General features: G+C 56.0%; 14 protein-coding genes. 11 read left to right on the top strand and 3 right to left on the bottom strand.

Going from position 1 to position 18,235, the window contains the following annotated elements:
- Positions 1 to 4: 4 nt before the first annotated feature.
- Positions 5 to 346, top strand: coding sequence for a bacillithiol system redox-active protein YtxJ (gene ytxJ / locus WMW72_RS11575; RefSeq protein WP_341415624.1), 342 nt, complete (start codon positions 5 to 7; stop codon positions 344 to 346).
- 36 nt (positions 347 to 382) lie between these two features.
- Positions 383 to 1,177, top strand: a complete 795-nt coding sequence (locus WMW72_RS11570) for an alpha/beta hydrolase (protein WP_341415623.1) — start codon at positions 383 to 385, stop codon at positions 1,175 to 1,177.
- 102 nt (positions 1,178 to 1,279) lie between these two features.
- Here the strand turns inward: WMW72_RS11570 and WMW72_RS11565 are convergent, their stop codons facing one another.
- Entirely contained in the window at positions 1,280 to 6,451 is a 5,172-nt protein-coding gene (locus tag WMW72_RS11565; RefSeq protein ID WP_341415622.1) for an AAA family ATPase, read from the bottom strand.
- Positions 6,452 to 6,672: 221 nt separating this feature from the next.
- Here WMW72_RS11565 and WMW72_RS11560 point away from each other — a divergent pair, with 221 nt between their 5' ends.
- From WMW72_RS11560 to WMW72_RS11550, 3 genes are all read left to right on the top strand, one after another.
- Positions 6,673 to 7,569, top strand: coding sequence for a TIGR01777 family oxidoreductase (locus WMW72_RS11560; RefSeq protein ID WP_341415621.1), 897 nt, complete (start codon positions 6,673 to 6,675; stop codon positions 7,567 to 7,569).
- 13 nt (positions 7,570 to 7,582) lie between these two features.
- A complete protein-coding gene (locus tag WMW72_RS11555; protein WP_341415620.1) occupies positions 7,583 to 7,879 on the top strand; it encodes a hypothetical protein in 297 nt (98 codons plus the stop codon).
- Between the two features lie 137 nt (positions 7,880 to 8,016).
- Positions 8,017 to 8,376 (top strand): VOC family protein, encoded by a 360-nt coding sequence (locus WMW72_RS11550; protein WP_341415619.1) that lies wholly within the window; start codon positions 8,017 to 8,019, stop codon positions 8,374 to 8,376.
- Positions 8,377 to 8,485: 109 nt separating this feature from the next.
- Here WMW72_RS11550 and WMW72_RS11545 read toward each other — a convergent pair whose 3' ends face one another.
- The gene (locus WMW72_RS11545) at positions 8,486 to 10,642 is read right to left on the bottom strand and encodes a DNA topoisomerase III (protein ID WP_341415618.1); all 2,157 of its coding nucleotides are present in this window, start codon (positions 10,640 to 10,642) and stop codon (positions 8,486 to 8,488) included.
- Between the two features lie 181 nt (positions 10,643 to 10,823).
- Between WMW72_RS11545 and WMW72_RS11540 the strand changes: the two genes are divergently transcribed.
- From WMW72_RS11540 to WMW72_RS11515, 6 genes are all read left to right on the top strand, one after another.
- Positions 10,824 to 11,798, top strand: coding sequence for a helix-turn-helix transcriptional regulator (locus tag WMW72_RS11540; RefSeq protein WP_341415617.1), 975 nt, complete (start codon positions 10,824 to 10,826; stop codon positions 11,796 to 11,798).
- Between the two features lie 262 nt (positions 11,799 to 12,060).
- A complete protein-coding gene (locus tag WMW72_RS11535) occupies positions 12,061 to 12,726 on the top strand; it encodes a class I SAM-dependent methyltransferase (protein ID WP_341415616.1) in 666 nt (221 codons plus the stop codon).
- Between the two features lie 6 nt (positions 12,727 to 12,732).
- Positions 12,733 to 13,596, top strand: a complete 864-nt coding sequence (locus WMW72_RS11530) for a carbon-nitrogen hydrolase family protein (protein ID WP_341415615.1) — start codon at positions 12,733 to 12,735, stop codon at positions 13,594 to 13,596.
- 13 nt (positions 13,597 to 13,609) lie between these two features.
- Entirely contained in the window at positions 13,610 to 14,290 is a 681-nt protein-coding gene (locus tag WMW72_RS11525) for a GNAT family N-acetyltransferase (protein WP_341415614.1), read from the top strand.
- 185 nt (positions 14,291 to 14,475) lie between these two features.
- Positions 14,476 to 15,879, top strand: a complete 1,404-nt coding sequence (locus WMW72_RS11520) for an MFS transporter (RefSeq protein ID WP_341415613.1) — start codon at positions 14,476 to 14,478, stop codon at positions 15,877 to 15,879.
- 93 nt (positions 15,880 to 15,972) lie between these two features.
- A complete protein-coding gene (locus tag WMW72_RS11515) occupies positions 15,973 to 16,605 on the top strand; it encodes a superoxide dismutase family protein (protein WP_341415612.1) in 633 nt (210 codons plus the stop codon).
- A gap of 157 nt (positions 16,606 to 16,762) precedes the next feature.
- On the opposite strand, the gene WMW72_RS11510 is transcribed toward WMW72_RS11515, so the two are convergent.
- Complete coding sequence (locus WMW72_RS11510) at positions 16,763 to 18,223, bottom strand: glycosyltransferase (RefSeq protein ID WP_341415611.1); 1,461 nt, start codon at positions 18,221 to 18,223, stop codon at positions 16,763 to 16,765.
- Positions 18,224 to 18,235 lie beyond the last annotated feature (12 nt).

Here is an 18,235-nt window from a genome sequence, read left to right as displayed (position 1 = left end):
AGGCATGGCGACTTGGAAAGAAATTACAACGGCTGAAGAATGGGAACAAGCATTGGAGAACAGCGGTACGAAGGGGGTCGTCGTCTTGAAGCATAGCACCCGATGCCCGGTGAGCACCAATGCGCTGCAGGAATACGACGCATATCTCGGCAAGACGCCGAATACGGACGTGGATTACTTGCTGGTGAAGGTGATCGAGTCCCGTCCGGTTTCTAATCAGATCGCAGAGACTACGGGCGTGACACATGCTTCGCCCCAGGTGCTGTACGTCAAGAACAAGGAGACGGTGTGGAATACGTCTCACTGGGCCATTACCGAGGAGCATCTGCACGCAGTCCTGAGCTAATCGTAGCATGGACAATAGGCGAGAGGGGAAAGTCAGATGGCGATAGTTCCGTTTTCTTTTTTTTCCGGGGCGCTATACGCCCGAAAGGTTTGTCAGGTGTATGTGCCCGCGGGTTATCGGGAAGCAGAGGACAAGCGCTATCCCGTTGTGTATCTGCTTCACGGCGTGAATGGAGACGAGACAAGCTGGACGGTGAAGGGCGCAGCGGAATCTACGCTGGACGTGCTGATAGCCTCGGGCGAGCTGACCGAGAGCATCGTAGTGATGCCGAATGACGGCGGCTACGGACACGGAACGTTCTATGCCAACTGGTACGACGGAACAGGCCGATTCGAGGACTATATCCTGTATGATCTGATCCCGGCGATTGATCGTGAGTTTCGGACCATCGCCGACCGGACTAAGCGTTCGGTAGCAGGTCTATCCATGGGCGGCTACGGGGCATTCGTGCTGGCACTGCGCAATCCGGAAATCTTCGGAGCTGCCGCCAGCATCGCCGGCGCATTAATGTCTGCGGCGATGCTGACTCCGCAGGAGCTGCGCTCCGATATATTGCGGATCATGGGACCCGTCCACGGACCCTATGCCAAGCAGTTGGATGTGCATGTGCTGGCGGCTCAGCGCATCCGCGAGGAGCTGCGTCCGGCCCTGCACTTTAATTGCGGCCGGGAGGACTTCCTGTTCCCGGCAAATCAGGCTTTCCAAGAGCTCCTGAATCAATTGGGCTACGAGCATGAATATATGGAATTCGAGGGGAGCCACCAGTGGTCCTACTTCGGAGAGCATTTGCCTGATGCCTTGCGCTACCTGGAGCGTTCGCTTCACCGCTAACGGTTGCAGATTACTCCAGCTCATCTACAAAAAGCCTGTGGCTTCACCTTGCCGGTTAGTACGGCTCGGTGATCCACAGGCTTTTTGCATAGTTCCTTGCTGCTAGGAGGAACGGAGAGCGGACTGGGTGTCCTGTCTCCTGAGATCTGAGGCATGATCCTGCTCATCGCTGCGCTTAGGCAAGAAGACAGAGAAGGACGTTCCTTCGTCAAGCCGGGATTCGCATTCGATCCAGCCTCCGTAGTGCTCTACGTAATTCTGTGCGATGTGAAGGCCCAAACCGGAATTGGTGGATTCCGACTTGGTGGAGAAGCCTTTGTCGAAAATTCGGGCGATCTGAGCCTCCGAGATGAAGGAGCCCGTATTAAATACGGTAATTTTATAGGAATGCTGCTGGTCCTCGATCGTCAGCCTGACCGTCCGCAAGGAGTCTTCGGCAGGAATAGCCTCCACAGCATTCTTCAGCAGGTTGTGCATAATGCTGGAGAAGTAGCTGATTGGGAGCGTGAGCTGCTCGAAGCTGCAATCGAGGTCGCCGTTTACCTGAAGCTCGATTTGCTTGGAAATGCAGGTCAAGGAAAGATGATTCAGAACTACCCCGAGCACCGGGAATTTGACGGAACCGATGACCGCCTGATGTACGATTTCCTTGCACCAGACGGAGATGTAGTCTTTGGCCATATCATATTTATTCATCATCAGGAGTGCGTGCACGGTCTGGACGTTATTGATCAGCTCATGCTGAGCCTTCCGGATGTTGAGCATCGTCGCCTCGGAGGATTGTACCCAGCGTTCCTTCTCGCTGAGCTGCATGCGCATGGCCCGTTCTTGCTCCTCCAGCATCTGCAGCTTGTAATCCTTAGTCTCGATATGATCGTAGAGCTTGGCATTCTCGATCAGCACGGCAATTTCCGCGGACAGCAGACGCAGGGTCTGCAGGCGCTCTTCTTGAAACACATGAGTGGCCAGATTGTTCTCCAGGTACAGCACCCCGACCAGCTTGCCCGAGCGGGTGATCGGCAGGCAAAGAATCGATCTCGGTCTCTGCGACTGAATGTACGGGTCCTTGGCGAAGAGCTCGGCTTGCGTCGCATCGTGGAGAAGTACAGGCTCGCCGGAGCGGGCCGCATACTGCATGACGGATACGGCAGCCTGGCGGTAGCTCTCCAGCGGAGAGGCCTGCAGAACTTCGAATGGAGCCTGCAGCGCCTTATCCGCTTCAATGAATAGATGCCCGCCCCGGACAAGCGCCAGCAGCCCTCGTTCCGCTCCTGCATTCTCCAGGACGATAGCCATGATCACATCGAGCATCTGCTGGAAGACTGCCTCTCCGGACACGGCTTGAGAGGCCTTCACGACGCTGGTGAAATCGATGGAGGCCTCGGCCTGGCCCCGGGTAATCAGATACGGATACCGTTCATCCAGATCAGCGACCTTACGCTCGGCGCCGTGCTGCGCGTACAGGCTGCGTGTTTCATGCAGGTAGGCGCGTGCGACTTTCAGCTTGCCGACGTTCATGTAATGCCTGGCAGCGCATTCGCTAGCCATCGCTTCGTAATTGATGAACCCGTGCTTCCCGGCATAATGGATAGCTTGATCATACTGTTCCTCCGCCAAGCTGCGATTGCCGGTAATCCGGTTCCATTCTGCATCCAGCAGCAGCTGCATATGCAAAAAATTGTCGGGCGAATGGCCGGCCCATTTGGTCAGGAAGCGCCGGCTGGTTTGAATGCGCGAGCGGTACCGCTTTTTCTCGGAAAGGCTTGACTGCTCATAAAGACCCGCGAGGACCATCGCATAATTGAAATGATGCAGATTCACGTGCATCATGCCGAATACAGTGAAGAGGGAAGCCTCCGCCTCCTCCAGCAGCTTCTTGGCTTCGTGAAGCCGTTGAAATAGATAATACGTATGTGCCTGCATCGCGTAATACGTATGAATGATCGCCTTATTGGTGTAGGTCGCGAGCTGAGCCAGCTCACCTTCGGACATGAAGCATTCCATCTGCAGACTGCCCCCCGAAGAGAGGAACGGCGTCTGTTCCCTCATCTTGAGGATATAACGCTGCAGCACGGTTAATATCATAGACGTATCCGCGTCTTGGGCTTTCATGATGAAATTCTGATATTGTTCGGTCTCCTTGAACACATCCGCCAGATGATCTCCCTTGAACAACCGGAGAAAAAAGCTGAATGTGATCGAGTAACCCGCGTACACGAAATCCCCCGATTCTACTCCGTATTGATGAGCCTTGCGCAATTGCTCGACATTGGTTCCGATCGGCCCCTTCACCATGCTTGTGAACGCCCCGTAACCGAAATACACCTTGCACTTTACCGGCAGATCATTGAACGTATCGCTTAGCTTGACTCCGAGCATCCCATAGTCGTGGCCGGATTGCAGCCGGCCGAGGAGGGAGCTCATGATCACCCCATAGGTTGAGTAGGCCAGAGCGCTCGCTTCCGTATGCCCGTTCAGCAGCGAGTAGCTGAACATCCGCAGCATCAGATAAATATACAGCTCCGAGTTCAGATAGTAGGCAGGAGCGATGAGATGGAGCAGCAGCCGCATCACGGCGCTATGATCGGCATCGGTCATAACCGGAATATCGAGCAGATCATCGACGCTGCGCGTGCCTTTGCGGAGCTGGGACTTGAGCAGTTCCCAGATGATCGCCGGTTTGCCGATCTTGGGTCTGATCTTGATTCCGAACAGCTGCAGACCTTCCAATCCGATCCTGAGCGCTTCCTCATGGGCACCCATATTCGTGCAGAGTACCATCATCAAGGTGTAAGCATCGGCTTTCTCCAGCTTCGTCCGTGCATGCTGGATAGCCGTGGAGAACGATTGCTTGGCCTCCTCGAAATATCCGGACAAATACTCCAGCTCAGCCTTCTCCAGTTGAAGCGCATAGGCCAGTGCATATTGCGATTCCCAGGGATCTTGCAGCAGCAGCTCGTATCCGTGCAGGGCATACCGCAGTCCCGTGTCATACGCCGAGCTAGACTTGGCACGACGGCAGGCGAGCAGGTTCAGGTAAGCCAGCCGTTCGCGTTCCTCGGAAGATTCCAGCAGCGAAGCGCCTAGATTGAGCTGATTAGCGATTTCGAAGGCATTGATTTCGAGCGTATCCGCTTCACGGTAGCGGGATTCCAGAATCCGGCCGATATGAAGATGGATGAGGCACTTCTGTTCGTCGGAGACCAGGGAGTAGATGGCCTGGTACACGCGGTCGTGCAGGAACTTGTACGTCCGGTTCTCCCCATGCTCGGGTCTCGCAGATTTTGAACTATGGATCAGGCCATCCTTCTCCGCAGCCGCCAGGCATTCTCGGATATCAGGTAGGTCGTAGCCGCTGGATAACGCTAGGAGATCGGTCGTGAACTGATGGCCGATGCAGGCCGCGTGCATAAGCAGCAGCTGCAGCTTTTCCGGCAAGCGCACGATTTTGTTAATCATGAAATCGACGACATTGTCGGTCATATGCAATTCTTGAATTTTGGCTTCGTCCCAGGCCCACAGGCAGGAGTCATAATCAAACCACAGCAAGTTCTGATCAAAGATGGACCTAAAAAACTGCTTCGTAAAGAACGGATTTCCTTTCGTCTTCTGCATCATTAGCTGCGACAGCCGCCGTGCGGATTGTGTGGTCGGCTTCAGACTGTCCTCCAGCAGCAGCTCCAGATCATCCGCATGGAGCGGTTCCAGCCGGATCGGCGTATAGGTAAAGCTCTTGCTGCGCTGGACATGCTCCAGCAGACTGCGCAGCGGATGCGAGCTGCCAACTTCACGATCCCGGAAGGCGACGATGTACACGCAGTGCCTGGCATTCGTTCCGATGGTCATGTCCTGGAGCAGCTGGATGGAAGCTGCATCGGCCCATTGAAGATCGTCTAGGAAGACGACAAGCGGCTGGTCCTTGGACGAGAAGACCGATAAGTAGTTTTGCAGCGTCAGAACCAGGCGGTTGTACATCTCTGCCGGGGGAAGCTTGGGCAGTGCCTGCTGGGAACCGAGGACCGATTCCAGTGACGGATTCATTTCAAGCAGAACCTGGGCGTTAGCACCTACAAGCTGCATGATTTTATTACGCTTGACGTCCAGTTCGTTTGCTCCAAGTGTAAGCAGATGCTGCTGGAGCTGTTTACCCGCCTGATGGATGGCAAAGTAGGGCGTTTCCCGCTTGAATTGGTCAAACTTACCGGATACGAATAATCCGCCCTGCTGAGTCACCGATTTCTGAAACTCATGAATCAGGTAGGACTTTCCGATTCCCGAAATGCCGGATACAAATAAAATTTCCAGGCTTCCTTCTGTTGCGCGTTGGTAGGCTTTCTCCAGCAACGACAACTCGCGCTCCCGGCCGTAGATCGACTCCGAGATGGCGAACTGATCCGAGATATATTCGGAACTGATCTCATAATCGTCCAGAAAGCCTTCGGTGAGCAGCTTGTCTAGTGCCAGATTTAAATCCCGGCTCAAGGCGAACATGCTGGGATATCGATGGTCTGGATGCTTCATTAGGCATTTGCGGACGATATCCGAGATCGGCTTCGGAATATGCCGCGATGTCAGCGGCTCCGGCTCCTTGGCAACATGCGCATGGATCAGCTGGGAAATATCGTCGCTGTTGAACGGCGGTTCCCCCGCCAGCATGCGATAGAAAACGGCCCCGAGGCTGTAGATGTCCGTGCGATGGTCCACTCGCCGGTTCAGGCGTCCGATCAGCTCTGGCGCAGCATACAGCAAGCCGTCCATGTCCCCGGCCCATGCGGACAGAGGATCTGGAACAGAATCCGGTCCAGATGAAAGGGGGGCAGACCTGTGCAGCTCGGTCAGCCTGCTTTTTTTCCGGCTGGATTCGATAAAGAAAGCACGCGGAGACAGAGCCAGATGCACATGCTTAGCATGATGCAGCCTGGTTAAGGCTTCCGCCATGCCGGCGGCCATATGGAGAAACAAAGTGAGTTCAACCGGACTGTCCTGTACATAAGAAGACAGGGGTTGACCTTCGAGATGCTCCATCAGCAAGGCAGGGGCATCGTTCCATTCCCCCCATTGTTCAGGCATCCAGATATCAGCCGTCGTCCCCAGCTTTCCGGCTTGCCGAAACTCGTCCTGAAGCCTCTGTGGCGCGGATTCGAGCGGATGTCCGGGGAGCGGAGCCTTGAAGTAGCGGGTCAATCCGGTCGTCCGTTCTCTGGCACGGTATAAACTAATCCGCGCCTGGTCTCCAATCGGTTCGACAGATGTATCAATTAAATCCCATACCAATGCAGCGCCCTCCGATGCTAGATTTTCTGATGATGCTATTTTACTTTCATTAACTTGGTTAATCAACCGTCAAAGCTGCTCATTTCTATTGGAATATTGGACAAATCCCAGCAAAATATCCGATTTTCAGCACGCACGCATCGTGCTATTTTTCATCGTTCCCATTATGGTATATAATGTAGGGCATAATCAGGTTATTGGAATCAGGCGGAGGAATGTCAATGAAGGTGGTTATCACCGGAGGTACCGGATTTGTAGGCAAGCACTTGATCAATTACTATCTAGAGCAGAAGGTGAGTCTGATCGTCGTCACTCGGAAAAAACCAAAATCGGGTCATGCGTTGATCCGTTATGTGACCTGGGGCGAGCTGGATTCGAATGCACAGCTTATGGATGGAGTCGATGCGATCATTAATCTAGCGGGAGAAACGATTAATCAGCGCTGGAGTGCGGACGCGAAAAAAAGAATTCTGCAGTCTCGTCTTGACGCCGTCGCTCATGTCAGAACATGGATCGAGCGTGCTGAGAATAAGCCTGTGCTGATCAATGCTTCCGCGATTGCGATCTATGGCATGTCCGAGACAGAAGCGTTTATCGAGGAAAGCGATTGGAAGAAAGACGATTTTCTGTCGGGCGTGGTGGATGAATGGGAAGCAGCAGCCGAGCAAATTCCCGATGCGCGGGTCGTACTGCTAAGACTTGGGGTCGTACTGGGCAAGGACGGAGGCGCTTTTCCAAAAATGATCGCCCCCTTCAAGCTGGGTGTTGGCGGGCGGATCGGGTCTGGAAAGCAGCAGCTGTCCTGGATTCATGTTGAGGACCTGTGCAGGCTAATCCATTTCTGTATCGAGCAGGAGGAGCTGGAGGGACCGGTTAATGCCACGAGTCCGGTTGCAGTAAGCAATGACGAGTTCGGCAAGCAAGTTGCGAAGAGGATGAACAAGCCGTACCGCTTTCCAGTGCCGGCCTTCGTCATGAAGCTGTTGTTCGGGGAGATGAGCCAGCTTCTGCTGACGGGCCAGAGGGTACTGCCGAAGGTCGCACTTGAAAAAGAATTTCAATATAAGTATCCGGTTCTCGAGTTTGCGCTGGTGGATCTGCTGCCGGAGAAGAATTAGGAGGATCTGAGAGATGCTAACTTATGGGAGTACGGACATCCGAGAACTGCAGTTCGCTGGCCTCAGCCATACTGTGGACATTCGCGATGAGAAGTGGATCGACGTCTACGTCCGCTTTAACACAGAAGATCCGTCGCTCGTACCGGATTCCATCGAAGAGCTTGGCGCGCTGCTGATCGTGACGCGGGACGGGCTTCTGGTGGAGATCGCTGCCCAGGATGAGGGGCGTGACTGCGAATATCAGTTTACCGAGTCCGAGAAGGAGCAACTGCGCCGTTATTATGCAGAGCAGGTACAGCCTGAGCTGTAGAATACGCGGTAGCTTCGTAGAGGCTGTCACTACTACGGCGGATCAGTCCGGTGATGGTTCCATGGGTGATAGGTCTAAGGTTGGCTGTGACGAAGGCATAGGGGCTGTCCAGGAACGGATAGGGAACGGGGGAGTCTATGAAGGTCAACAGAATCATAGCCAATATCGAAGCGCGGGACGTAGCCGCAGCTAAAACCTTCTATCAGGATGTGCTTGGCCTAGAGGTGCTGATGGATCATGGGTGGATCGCCACGTATGGATCTGCCGGGACAATGCAAGTACAGCTCAGTGTCGCTTCACAGGGAGGATCTGGCACGCGTGTGCCTGATCTCTCGATCGAAGTGGATGATGTCGACGCAGCCTATATGCGGATGAAGGAAGCCGGAATTTCGATCGAATATGGGCCGGTTGACGAGCCTTGGGGCGTCCGGCGGTTCTATGTACGCGATCCATTCGGTAAGCTGGTTAATATATTGGCGCACCGGTCTCCAGACTGATGCGCTGGCCCGAGAACGGGCTGCTGATGACAACGGATGATAAGAAGGAAAGACCTGGCCGCCGGCCAGGTCTTTTTCCATGGAACATTCTGTATGATGTCGGAACGGTTTATTTCTTCTTCTCCATAGCGGCTCGAAGCGCCTCCTCCAGGCTGGAGCCCAGTGAGACCTTGTCGCTGTACTGCTCGGCCAGCTGCGCTTGCTGGCGCTTGGCGCTGCGGCCTCCCTTGCCGCCGGGAGCATCCCCGAGCATCTCGATCACATTGCAGGGCTTGCACTGCGCATATTTCCCGGCCTTGCCCTCGTGAAGCTCCATCTTCTTGCGGCATTGCGGGCAGCGCTTGTTCAGCAGCGGCGCTTCGGCTGCGCGGCGGTAGCTGCATTCCCGGTTGCTGCACAGGAGCCGTTTGCCTTGCTTGCCCTTGATCTCCTGGAGCTGGTTGCCGCATTCGGGACAACGGGAACCGGTCAGGTTATGCGGCTTGTACTCGGCACTACTAACCTTGACCTCGCGAACGATCGTCTCGGTCTGCTTGCGTATCCGGCTCATGAAGGCGTCAGCGTCCCCCTGTCCGGCGGAGATGCGCTGCAGCTCCTGCTCCCAGGCAGCGGTCAGCTCCGAGGAGCGCAGGTCGGGTGAGACCAGGTTGATCAGCTGGGCTCCTTTGCCTGTAGGCTGCAGCGTGTTCATCCGCCGTTCGATGGTGTCGGTCTGCAGCAGCTTCTCGATGATATCGGCACGTGTCGCAGGAGTACCCAGTCCATGCTTCTCCATGACGGTCAGCAGGGAGGCCTCGGTGAAGCGCCCCGGCGGACGGGTCATCTGCTTGTGCAGAGACAGGCGGTGCGTATCCAGCTTCTGCCCTTGGGTCAACGGAGGCAGTGCCTGTGCGGCTCCGCCGCTCTCGGCCGACGGACCGTCTGTGTCGTCATCGCTTGCCTCCGACCAAACCGCCTCCTCATACAGCTGCCGCCAGCCCTGCTCGCGGACAACCCGCCCCTTGGCATGGAAGGATTCCCCGCCAAGCTGAACCATGACCGTCGTCTCATCATACCGGTATGGCGGGTAGAATAGGGCCAAGAACCGCTTGACGATCAGATCATACAGCTTGCGCTCGTCGGCGCTGAGCAGATGGAGCGCAGGCCGTTCGTCCGTCGGAATAATCGCATGGTGATCGGTTACCTTACTGTCGTCCGCGATCCGTTTGGTGACGGGAAGGGGCCCCGCCAACAAGGGCTTGATCAGGCTTGCATAGGGCGGCAGCTGGAGAGCTCTCAGCCGGCCGGCCAGCGTCGGCACGATATCGGTGGACAAGTACCTGGAGTCGGTCCGCGGGTACGTGACCAGCTTATACTGCTCATACAGCCGCTGCAGCACATTGGACGTCTGCTTGGCCGTGAAGCCGTACCGCTTGTTCGCATCCCGCTGCAGCTCAGTTAGATCATAGGCCAGCGGATGAGGCTCCTGCTTCTCCGTCTGCTTAAGCTGGGCGACCTGAGCCGGACCGGAACGCTCAAGCTTGGCGACGAGCGTCTCTGCCGCAGTCTTATCGAACAGACGTCCATCGGGAATGGCTGTACTGCGCCATTGCCCCTGGAAGGAGCCGAAGTCGCAGCGAAGCTGCCAGTAGTCCTTCGACTGGAAGGACTGAATCTGCTGCTCGCGGTCCATCAAGGCAGCAAGAGTCGGGGTTTGGACCCGTCCTGCCGCAAGCTGGGCGCCATGCTTGCAGGTGAGGGCGCGGGTCAGGTTCAGGCCGATCAGCCAGTCGGCTTCCGCACGGCATACCGCGGACCGGTACAGCCGGTCGTAATCGCGGCCAGGCTTCAGCGAGGCGAAGCCGTCCCGGATTGCTTTATCGGTCTGGGAGGAAATCCACAGCCGCTTGAAGGGCTTGCGCCACTGCACCAGCTCCATGATCCAGCGGGCCACCAGCTCGCCCTCACGGCCGGCATCTGTCGCGATGATTAGCTCCTTGAGGTCATTTCGCTTGGCGAGCGCCGAGATCGCTTTGAACTGCGGCGTCGTTTCACGAATGACCTTCAGCTTCATGCGCTCCGGGATGAGCGGGAGATCCTCCAGACGCCATTCCTTATAGCTTGGGTTATAGTCCTCGGGCTCAGCAAGCGTTACCAGATGCCCGAGCGCCCAGGTTACGATATAGGCAGGTCCTTCGAAATGATGTTTTTGTTTCTGGCTGCAGCCGAGCACACGTGCGATTTCTTTGGCGACGCTCGGCTTTTCGGCCAATACGAGTGATTTCATAAATAGAAGTCTCCTTTCATCCGTTCGTACAGCGGTTTCCTTACTTGTTGTACCATATTTTCACGTTGAGCGCTAACTATGACATTCTTTGGCATGGTTATCGGGTATAATAGATGGGAGGCATATATGAAGGAGATTCGGAGAAGCGGGGGAGCCAAGGTTGGGCAAATCCAAAAGATTGATGGAATTGATGATCGCGGTCAATAAGAGAAGGAAGTTTACCGTCAGGGAGCTGGCTGAGGAATTTCAGGTGTCAAAGCGTACCATCATGAGAGATCTGCAGGTACTCGACGAGCTGGGCCTGCCCCTATACGCGGAATATGGACCGCATGGTGGTTACCGGGTGCTGAATGAGCGGATGCTGCCGCCGATCATGTTCTCGGAGCAGGAAGCGGTCGCGATGTTTTTCGCTTACCAGTCCTTGCAGCATTATGGGGCGCTGCCTTTCGATCAAGAAGCAGTAACGGCCTTGAATAAATTTTATTATTATTTACCGGACGATACCAAGCAGAAGATCGACGCGATGAAGCAGCGTGTTGCCTTCTGGTCCCCCATGCGGCCGATGGAGGTCCCATTCTTGACTCTGCTGCTGGACGCAGCCATCAGACAGTGCCCCCTCCGGGTCACTTACGACTCCAAGGATGGAGCGAAGGAACGGGTCATTCAGCCGATTGGCGTTTATTCGCATAATGGCTACTGGTATTGCCCAGCCTACTGCTGCCAGAAAAACCGGACTCAGTTATTCCGGGCTGACCGTATGCTGGAAGCGGATTGGGCCGGCGCTGAGCATCCTGTCATAGATCTGAAAGACTGGACGCTCAGCGAGTGGTTTCGCTCTCCCTCGGAACGGCCGGATCAGCAGGGTGAGAGCACGGCTGAGAAGCTGGAGGTGGAAGTGAAGCTGACGGCGGAGGGAGTCCGCAGGCTCCGCTGGGAGTCGTGGATCGAGCAGGAGCTCCAGGTAGACTCCCGGGGAGAGGGCATGCTCCATATGAGTATTGTTCCGGGCAACCTGCAGTATTTTGCGCGGTATTTTGCCGGGCTTGGCCCGGATGCCGTCGTGCTGCGTCCCGAAGCCATGGTTGCGGAAATCCGCAAATGGCTGACGGAAGTAACCCAGGCGTATGGACTGCCGTCCGTACCTTCTGAAGGATAGTGTGAGGATGCCGATTAGCCCGTATAAGACGCCAAGTCATTTCTCTTGGCGGATTTTTGCGTGGAACGCCACGAAGACTCGCTTGCTAGCGTGTACAAGCGCTCATAGAAGCGGCGTGCAGGCTGCTAGGGAAGAACCAGTCTAACCTGATGACGGATCGCGTCATCGTCAGGACAATTCAAGGACAGAACGTAGAGCATCGCTGCCGGAACATGCTATAATAGCGTACAACGCCTTGAATTGGAAGAGAGTGAGCGGGGGTATGAATCCTAGAGAGCAGTTCGGACTGATCGATATTTACTTATTCGACCAATTATTGAAGGGGCGTATTGCGCCCGGCATGCGTATTCTGGATGCAGGCTGCGGGGAAGGGCGCAATCTGGATTATTTTCTGCGGGAGAAGTACGAGGTTTACGGCGTTGACCGGTCCGAAGAGGCGATCAAGGCCGTCCGCCATCAGGCATCCGGGTTGCTGCCGGAGCAGCTGGAGGAGCGGTTCCGCGTGGAATCGGTCGAGAAGCTCAGCTTCGCCAACGATTCCTTTGACGTGGTGATCGCATGCGCTGTACTGCATTTTGCGGAGAATGACGAGCATTTCCGGCAGATGATCACGGAGCTGTGGAGAGTGCTTAGGCCGGGCGGCCTGCTATTCGTCCGTATGGCCTCGGCCATTGGCCTGGAGGATAGAATCGTGCCCCTCGGCGACCGGCGCTATGCACTGCCTGATGGCAGCGAACGGTACCTGGCTGACCTCGACTTCCTCCACAAGTGGACGGACAAGCTGCACGCGCTTTTCCTTGAGCCGGTCAAAACCGTTCAGGTGGAGCAGCTGCGCTCCATGACGACCTGGTGCGTGAAAAAACCGCATATTTTATTTTTCGATCCGATCGAAGAGATAGGAGATTACGAAGAACTAGAGGAGAGATAGAGAAACATGAAAATCCGAGTATCTGCCGTCCAATATCATCTGCATACGGTGGCAAGCTTCGGCGAGTTTGCCGAACAGGTCGAGCATTATGTCAAAACCGCTGCGGAGTTCGAGGCGGAGTTCGTGCTGTTTCCGGAGCTGTTCACTACCCAGCTATTGTCCATCGGACATCCGGACAACCGCAGGCAGGGCTTGCCCATCACGGCGCTGCCCGGATTCACCGGGGACTATGAGGCGCTCTTCAAGCGGTTGGCAGTGTCTACTGGGATGCACCTGATCGGAGGAACCCACGTTGTGGAAGAAAACGGCAAGCTGTATAACGCCGCTTACCTGTTTTATCCAGATGGCCGTATCGCCACCCAGCGCAAGCTGCATATCACCCCGTCCGAGGTGAAGGAGTGGAGCATGGGCGCAGGAGATTCGTTATCGGTTTTCGATACGGACAAGGGCAGGATCGCTGTGCTGGTCTGCTATGACATCGAGTTTCCGGAGATCGTGCGGATGGCTAAGGCGAGAGGCGCGGACATCATCTTCTGCCCGTCTTGCACGGATGACCGTCACGGCTTCCACCGGGTGCGCTATACCTGCCATGCGAGAGCGATCGAGAACCAGGTATATGTGGTCACGACAGGAACGGTGGGTTCGTTGCCTACGGTTGATTTCATGCGGGGCAATTACGGGCAGGCGGCGATTATCACCCCCAATGATGTGCCGTTCCCTCCAGCGGGCATCATGACGGCCGGAGAAATCAATGGGGATATGGTTATTACTGGTGACCTGGATTTGCAGCTTCTCTACAACGTGCGTGAGAAGGGCTCGGTAACGACGTGGCGCGACCGCCGCACGGATTTGTACACGGACTGGAGCTAAGGGGGGACCTGCGATGAGCATCTACCGGAAGGACATCTACGTATTTGACGGTGACCGTCCCGTGAAGGCCTTGATCCGTTCCTATACGGAGGCTGATTTTGAAGGCTTGATCCGCATTCAGCAGGAAAGCTTTCCTCCGCCGTTCTCCCCTGAGCTGTGGTGGAATGAGGAGCAGCTCGGCAATCATGTCAGACTGTTCCCCGAGGGAGCCCTATGTGTGGAAATCGAGGGGGAGCTGGCTGCTTCCATGACCGGTATGCTTGTGAATTACAATCCCGGGGACCCCGATCATAGCTGGGTGGAGATGACGGACGCGGGATACATCTGCAATCACCTGGCGGACGGCAATACGCTGTATGTGGTCGACATCGGGGCCAGGCCCGCTTACCGCAAGCTGGGTCTGGGCAAGTGGCTGATGCTGTCGATGTATGAAGTCGTAGTACGCTTGAACCTGCAGCGTCTGCTGGGGGGAGGGCGTCTTCCGGGCTATGACCGTGTAGCGGATGAGATGTCCGCCCAAGACTATGTGCAAGCCGTCATAGAGGGAAAGCTGAAGGACCCTGTCCTGACGTTCCTGCTCAGGTGCGGCCGTACGCCGGTGAGGCTGATGGCTGATTATCTGGACGACGAAGAGTCGCATAACTATGCGATGCTGATGGAATGGAGAAACCCATTCCTGCCCCAGGAAAGCTGAGCTGTCAGCACAGTATAGCAGTTGGGAAAGGACTGGTGTCTTTCCCGACTGCTTTTTTCATCATAAGCTACGAAAACTTAACATACATATGCATTGACTATGTATGGTTTAAGGCGGGATAATAGAACAAACCCAAACAAGCCTGCTCTCTGCATGAAGAACAGGACAGAAAGAAGGCTGGATAGATGAATTCCATATCGAAACCCTCACACGCCGAAGCCGGGGAGAAGCTGTTACGTGTTCTGGTGTTCACGCTGATTCTCTCGGTTATGAACGCCTCCATGTTCAACGTCGTGCTTCCGGAAATCAGCAAGCAGTTCCAATTGTCTGCGGCTCAGGTCAGTTGGATTGTTACGGCCTATATGATTGTCTATGCGATCGGCTCCATGACCTTCGGCAAGCTGGCGGATAAGTACAGGCTGAAGGATCTGCTGACCATCGGCCTAACGTTCTTCGCGTTAGGCTCAATCGTCGGACTTGCAGCTACGGAGTTCTGGATGATCATTGCCGGACGCGTGCTTCAGGCTGCAGGCGCTTCCGTCATTCCGGCTACAGCCATGATCATCCCGATCCGCTATTTCGCTCCCGAGAAGCGCGGACGCGCTCTGGGCACAACGGCGATCGGTTTGTCGCTCGGCGCCGCACTCGGGCCTATTGTGTCCGGCTTCGTGACGAGCTTTGCAAGCTGGCGATTTTTATTTGCACTGTCCATTCTGGCCCTGCTGACGCTTCCGTTCTACCGCAAATACCTGGATGACGAGCGCGGTCAAGCCGGCCGGATCGACTATCTCGGGGGTTCTCTGCTGGCTGCTGCGGTAGCTTCGCTGCTGCTAGCCATCACGCTCTCGGCCTGGGGTCTGTTGCTGGCGGGGGTCCTGCTGCTGGTGCTGTTCCTGGTGCGTATCCGCACGGCTGCGGAGCCTTTTGTGCAGCCTGCGTTATTTCGCAATAAGGCCTATGTGTCCGGCCTGTTGATTGCTTTTCTGGCTACGAGCTTCAGCTTCGGTCTGGCCTTCACCATTCCCCAGCTGCTGGCGGGGGTCAATCACATCACTCCTGCTGTCATTGGCTTTCTGTTGTTTCCGGCGGCGATCTCCTCCGCATTATTGGGAAGAAAAGGCGGCAAGCTGGCCGATGACAAGGGCAATTCGTTTCTGGTATATATGGCTGCGTTCCTGCTTCTGCTTTGCTTTCTGGCGCTGTCCACGGTATCCGGACTTTCGCCTTACTGGATTGCTTTATGTCTGATCCTTGGTTATGTAGGACAGACGTTCATGCAGATTGCCATGTCCAATACCGTATCGCTTACCTTAACTAAAGAACAGACCGGTATCGGAATGGGGCTGTTCTCGATGCTGAACTTTATTGCGGGCGCTGCAGCGACGGCTATTCTGGGCAAAATCCTCGATTTAGGCACGCCTTCCGTCCGCTTTAACCCGCTTTTCTTCGCTGCGGACGGGCTTATGTTCAGCAATATCTTTCTAGCGCTGAGCGGGCTTCTGCTTCTCGTCATTCTGCTTTATGCCGGGTTGTTCGGCGGCGCCCGCAAGCAAGCGGCTCGTAAAGCGCGTGAATCCGTTGCCAGATAGCATCATTCGGCTGTATGTTGGTTTAAAGCTTCTTCTTCACGGCAACAATGAACGTAAAGACTAGGAATTACGTTGCGTGAGGAGAAGATTAGGATGAATCGGAATACAAACAAGCGAATCCGGGCTACGGCGGCTCTGCTGGCCTTGCTGCTGGCAGCAGGCTGCGAAAGCGGGATGCTGCCCTGGATGGGAGCGAATGCGAAGCCGAAGCGGGGACATGACGCTCATACCGGTGAAGGCAGTACGGCTGTTATGGCCGCTGAAAGCTCGATGATATCCATCCCTGTTAAGCTGGCGGGCTCCAAGGGAGAAGCACTCGGGGAAGTCTTCCTATCCCCTTCGCCGGAGGGCGTCCGCATTCAAGGGCAGGCCCAGGGTCTGGTACCGGGCGAGCATGGTTTCCATGTGCATGAGAACGGGGCATGTACGCCTCCAGATTTCGCATCGGCTGGAGGGCACTTCAACCCCGGCGGGCATGTCCACGGGACCAAGAGCGAGGGTGGACCGCATGCGGGCGACCTGCCGAATCTTGTGGCAGATGCACAGGGAAAGGCTAAGATCGACATAGTGGCTGGTGCCGTCACCCTGGAGAAAGGCAAGCCCCATTCCTTGCTCAAGGATGGGGGAACCTCGCTGGTCATTCATGAGAAAGCGGATGACTATAAATCCCCGCCAGCGGGCAATGCAGGAAGCCGAGTCGCCTGCGGTACCATTCTTCCGAAGTAGCCGTATCCGCTATGTGTAAATCGAATGGTCGCATCAAGCCCAAATAAAAGCAAAAGCACGCCATCTCCCTGTATGAGGGAAAGGCGTGCTTTTTGCTTTGCCGCAAGAGGGAATCTCCGGGGAAATGTCACCGGGAGCTCTGCTCCTGCCGTCTGGCTTAGTCCTCGTAAAGTCTGTTTAGCACAGATCGCTGTTCGTCAATAAGCCGAAGCGGCTTCTGCAGGCTTTCCGCATGGGGGAAATGCTCGACAAGATGCCGGTAGACTTGGGCCGCATCGCCAAATCTTCCGACCGAGCGGGCAATATCCGCGATGGTGGCATCGGCCTTCCAGCGGCTGATTTCATAGTCAGGGCTCACCGTGCCCCGGTAAGAGGAGAAGCCCAGCTTGGCTTGCTTGAGCGAGGCTTCTGCCTCCCGGTATAAGACGTAGCCTTGCTTTAGCTTGGCTACAGCCTGATAGAAGAGTGCATCCGGGAAATCAGGATGGAGGGCGAGCGCCTTCTGGCAGCTGGCCTCGACAGCTGACCAGTCGGATTCGGCAGCACGAAGCTTCACCGTCAGCATATAGATATCAAGCATACGGGCGAAGGAAGGGACGTGCAGGGCAGCAGCCTCCGCTTGCTCCAGACTCGCAAGTGCCTGCTCGCGCAGTCCGAGTGACAATGATTCACGAGCATGGTACAGCCACCAGCCGGGCTGCTCCGGCTCTTCCTCGGTCATTAGGCTCAGAAGCTCCAGATTGCGCCTTAGCTTGTTCTTGTCCGCTACCACGGCAGGCTCATAGCCGTCATGCAGCAGACGAATGCGGACCGGCTGACGGTAAGCGGGGAAGCTGAGCCGGTCGCCCTGCTCCGGCCCGATCTGTTCATGCACTCTTCCGTGATAGCAGAGCCCCCGGTGGAGCGGGAAAAAACGGGCCTGCGAAAATTCATGCATCACCGTTCCGCTCACCTGGTTCATCTGCCACACGTATAGGATCGGCGTAAGAGGCAGCTCGTCGAACAGCCCCGCGGTCTCTCGTACGGCTGCAACATCCTCCGGGTGCAGGACTTCGTCGGCATCGATCCACAGCACCCAATCCGAGCTCATCTGGCGGAGTCCTTCATTGCGCAGCTCTGAGAAGCTCTGCTGCCAGCCTGTGCGGATAATCCGTACGCCGGGAAAGCCGGAGGCAATGTCCACCGTCCGGTCCGTGGAGCCGCTATCGACGAGAACGATCTCGTCCGCTGCACTTCCCAGGCTGGACAAGCAGCGGGCGATAACGCGTTCCTCGTTCTTGGCGATAATGCCGATCGCGACCGATACTTTCTTCGGCTGGAGCAGCAGCTCGACATCTTCACGGAAGGGACCGGCGGGCACGTCTTCCAGATGACGGTGAACGCCGTCTACCCAGTCGGCTTGCGGGTCCAGCAGCCAGGCGCGATCGAAAGCCCGGCGGGCTGCCAAGCCGAAGCCCTGATGCATCAAGGCTTCGCCCAGCAAGGACCAGGTCTGCGGGGCGAGGGGAGCCTGGCGGATTTCCGCCATCGCTTCGCGCTCGGCTTCAGCATAGCGCCCATGCTGCAGATGGTCGATCATGCTCGCGTAATAGCTACGGGACGATAGGTTGTCGGTCATCGATAGCTGTTC

It is taken from the genome of Paenibacillus filicis, from assembly GCF_038070315.1.
Classification (GTDB): Bacteria; Bacillota; Bacilli; order Paenibacillales; family NBRC-103111; genus Paenibacillus_G; species Paenibacillus_G filicis.
Note: the sequence above shows the minus strand (reverse complement) of the source record. Positions and strands in the feature narration are given on the sequence as shown.

Excerpts from the sequence above, each read along its gene's own strand:
- ytxJ (WP_341415624.1), top strand. The coding sequence starts at position 5 with ATGGCGACTTGGAAAGAAATTACAACGGCTGAAGAATGGGAACAAGCA.
- WMW72_RS11570 (WP_341415623.1), top strand. The coding sequence starts at position 383 with ATGGCGATAGTTCCGTTTTCTTTTTTTTCCGGGGCGCTATACGCCCGA.
- WMW72_RS11560 (WP_341415621.1), top strand. The coding sequence starts at position 6,673 with ATGAAGGTGGTTATCACCGGAGGTACCGGATTTGTAGGCAAGCACTTG.
- WMW72_RS11555 (WP_341415620.1), top strand. The coding sequence starts at position 7,583 with ATGCTAACTTATGGGAGTACGGACATCCGAGAACTGCAGTTCGCTGGC.
- WMW72_RS11550 (WP_341415619.1), top strand. The coding sequence starts at position 8,017 with ATGAAGGTCAACAGAATCATAGCCAATATCGAAGCGCGGGACGTAGCC.
- WMW72_RS11545 (WP_341415618.1), bottom strand. The coding sequence starts at position 10,642 with ATGAAATCACTCGTATTGGCCGAAAAGCCGAGCGTCGCCAAAGAAATC.
- WMW72_RS11540 (WP_341415617.1), top strand. The coding sequence starts at position 10,824 with ATGGAATTGATGATCGCGGTCAATAAGAGAAGGAAGTTTACCGTCAGG.
- WMW72_RS11535 (WP_341415616.1), top strand. The coding sequence starts at position 12,061 with ATGAATCCTAGAGAGCAGTTCGGACTGATCGATATTTACTTATTCGAC.
- WMW72_RS11530 (WP_341415615.1), top strand. The coding sequence starts at position 12,733 with ATGAAAATCCGAGTATCTGCCGTCCAATATCATCTGCATACGGTGGCA.
- WMW72_RS11525 (WP_341415614.1), top strand. The coding sequence starts at position 13,610 with ATGAGCATCTACCGGAAGGACATCTACGTATTTGACGGTGACCGTCCC.
- WMW72_RS11520 (WP_341415613.1), top strand. The coding sequence starts at position 14,476 with ATGAATTCCATATCGAAACCCTCACACGCCGAAGCCGGGGAGAAGCTG.
- WMW72_RS11515 (WP_341415612.1), top strand. The coding sequence starts at position 15,973 with ATGAATCGGAATACAAACAAGCGAATCCGGGCTACGGCGGCTCTGCTG.
- WMW72_RS11510 (WP_341415611.1), bottom strand. The coding sequence starts at position 18,223 with ATGACCGACAACCTATCGTCCCGTAGCTATTACGCGAGCATGATCGAC.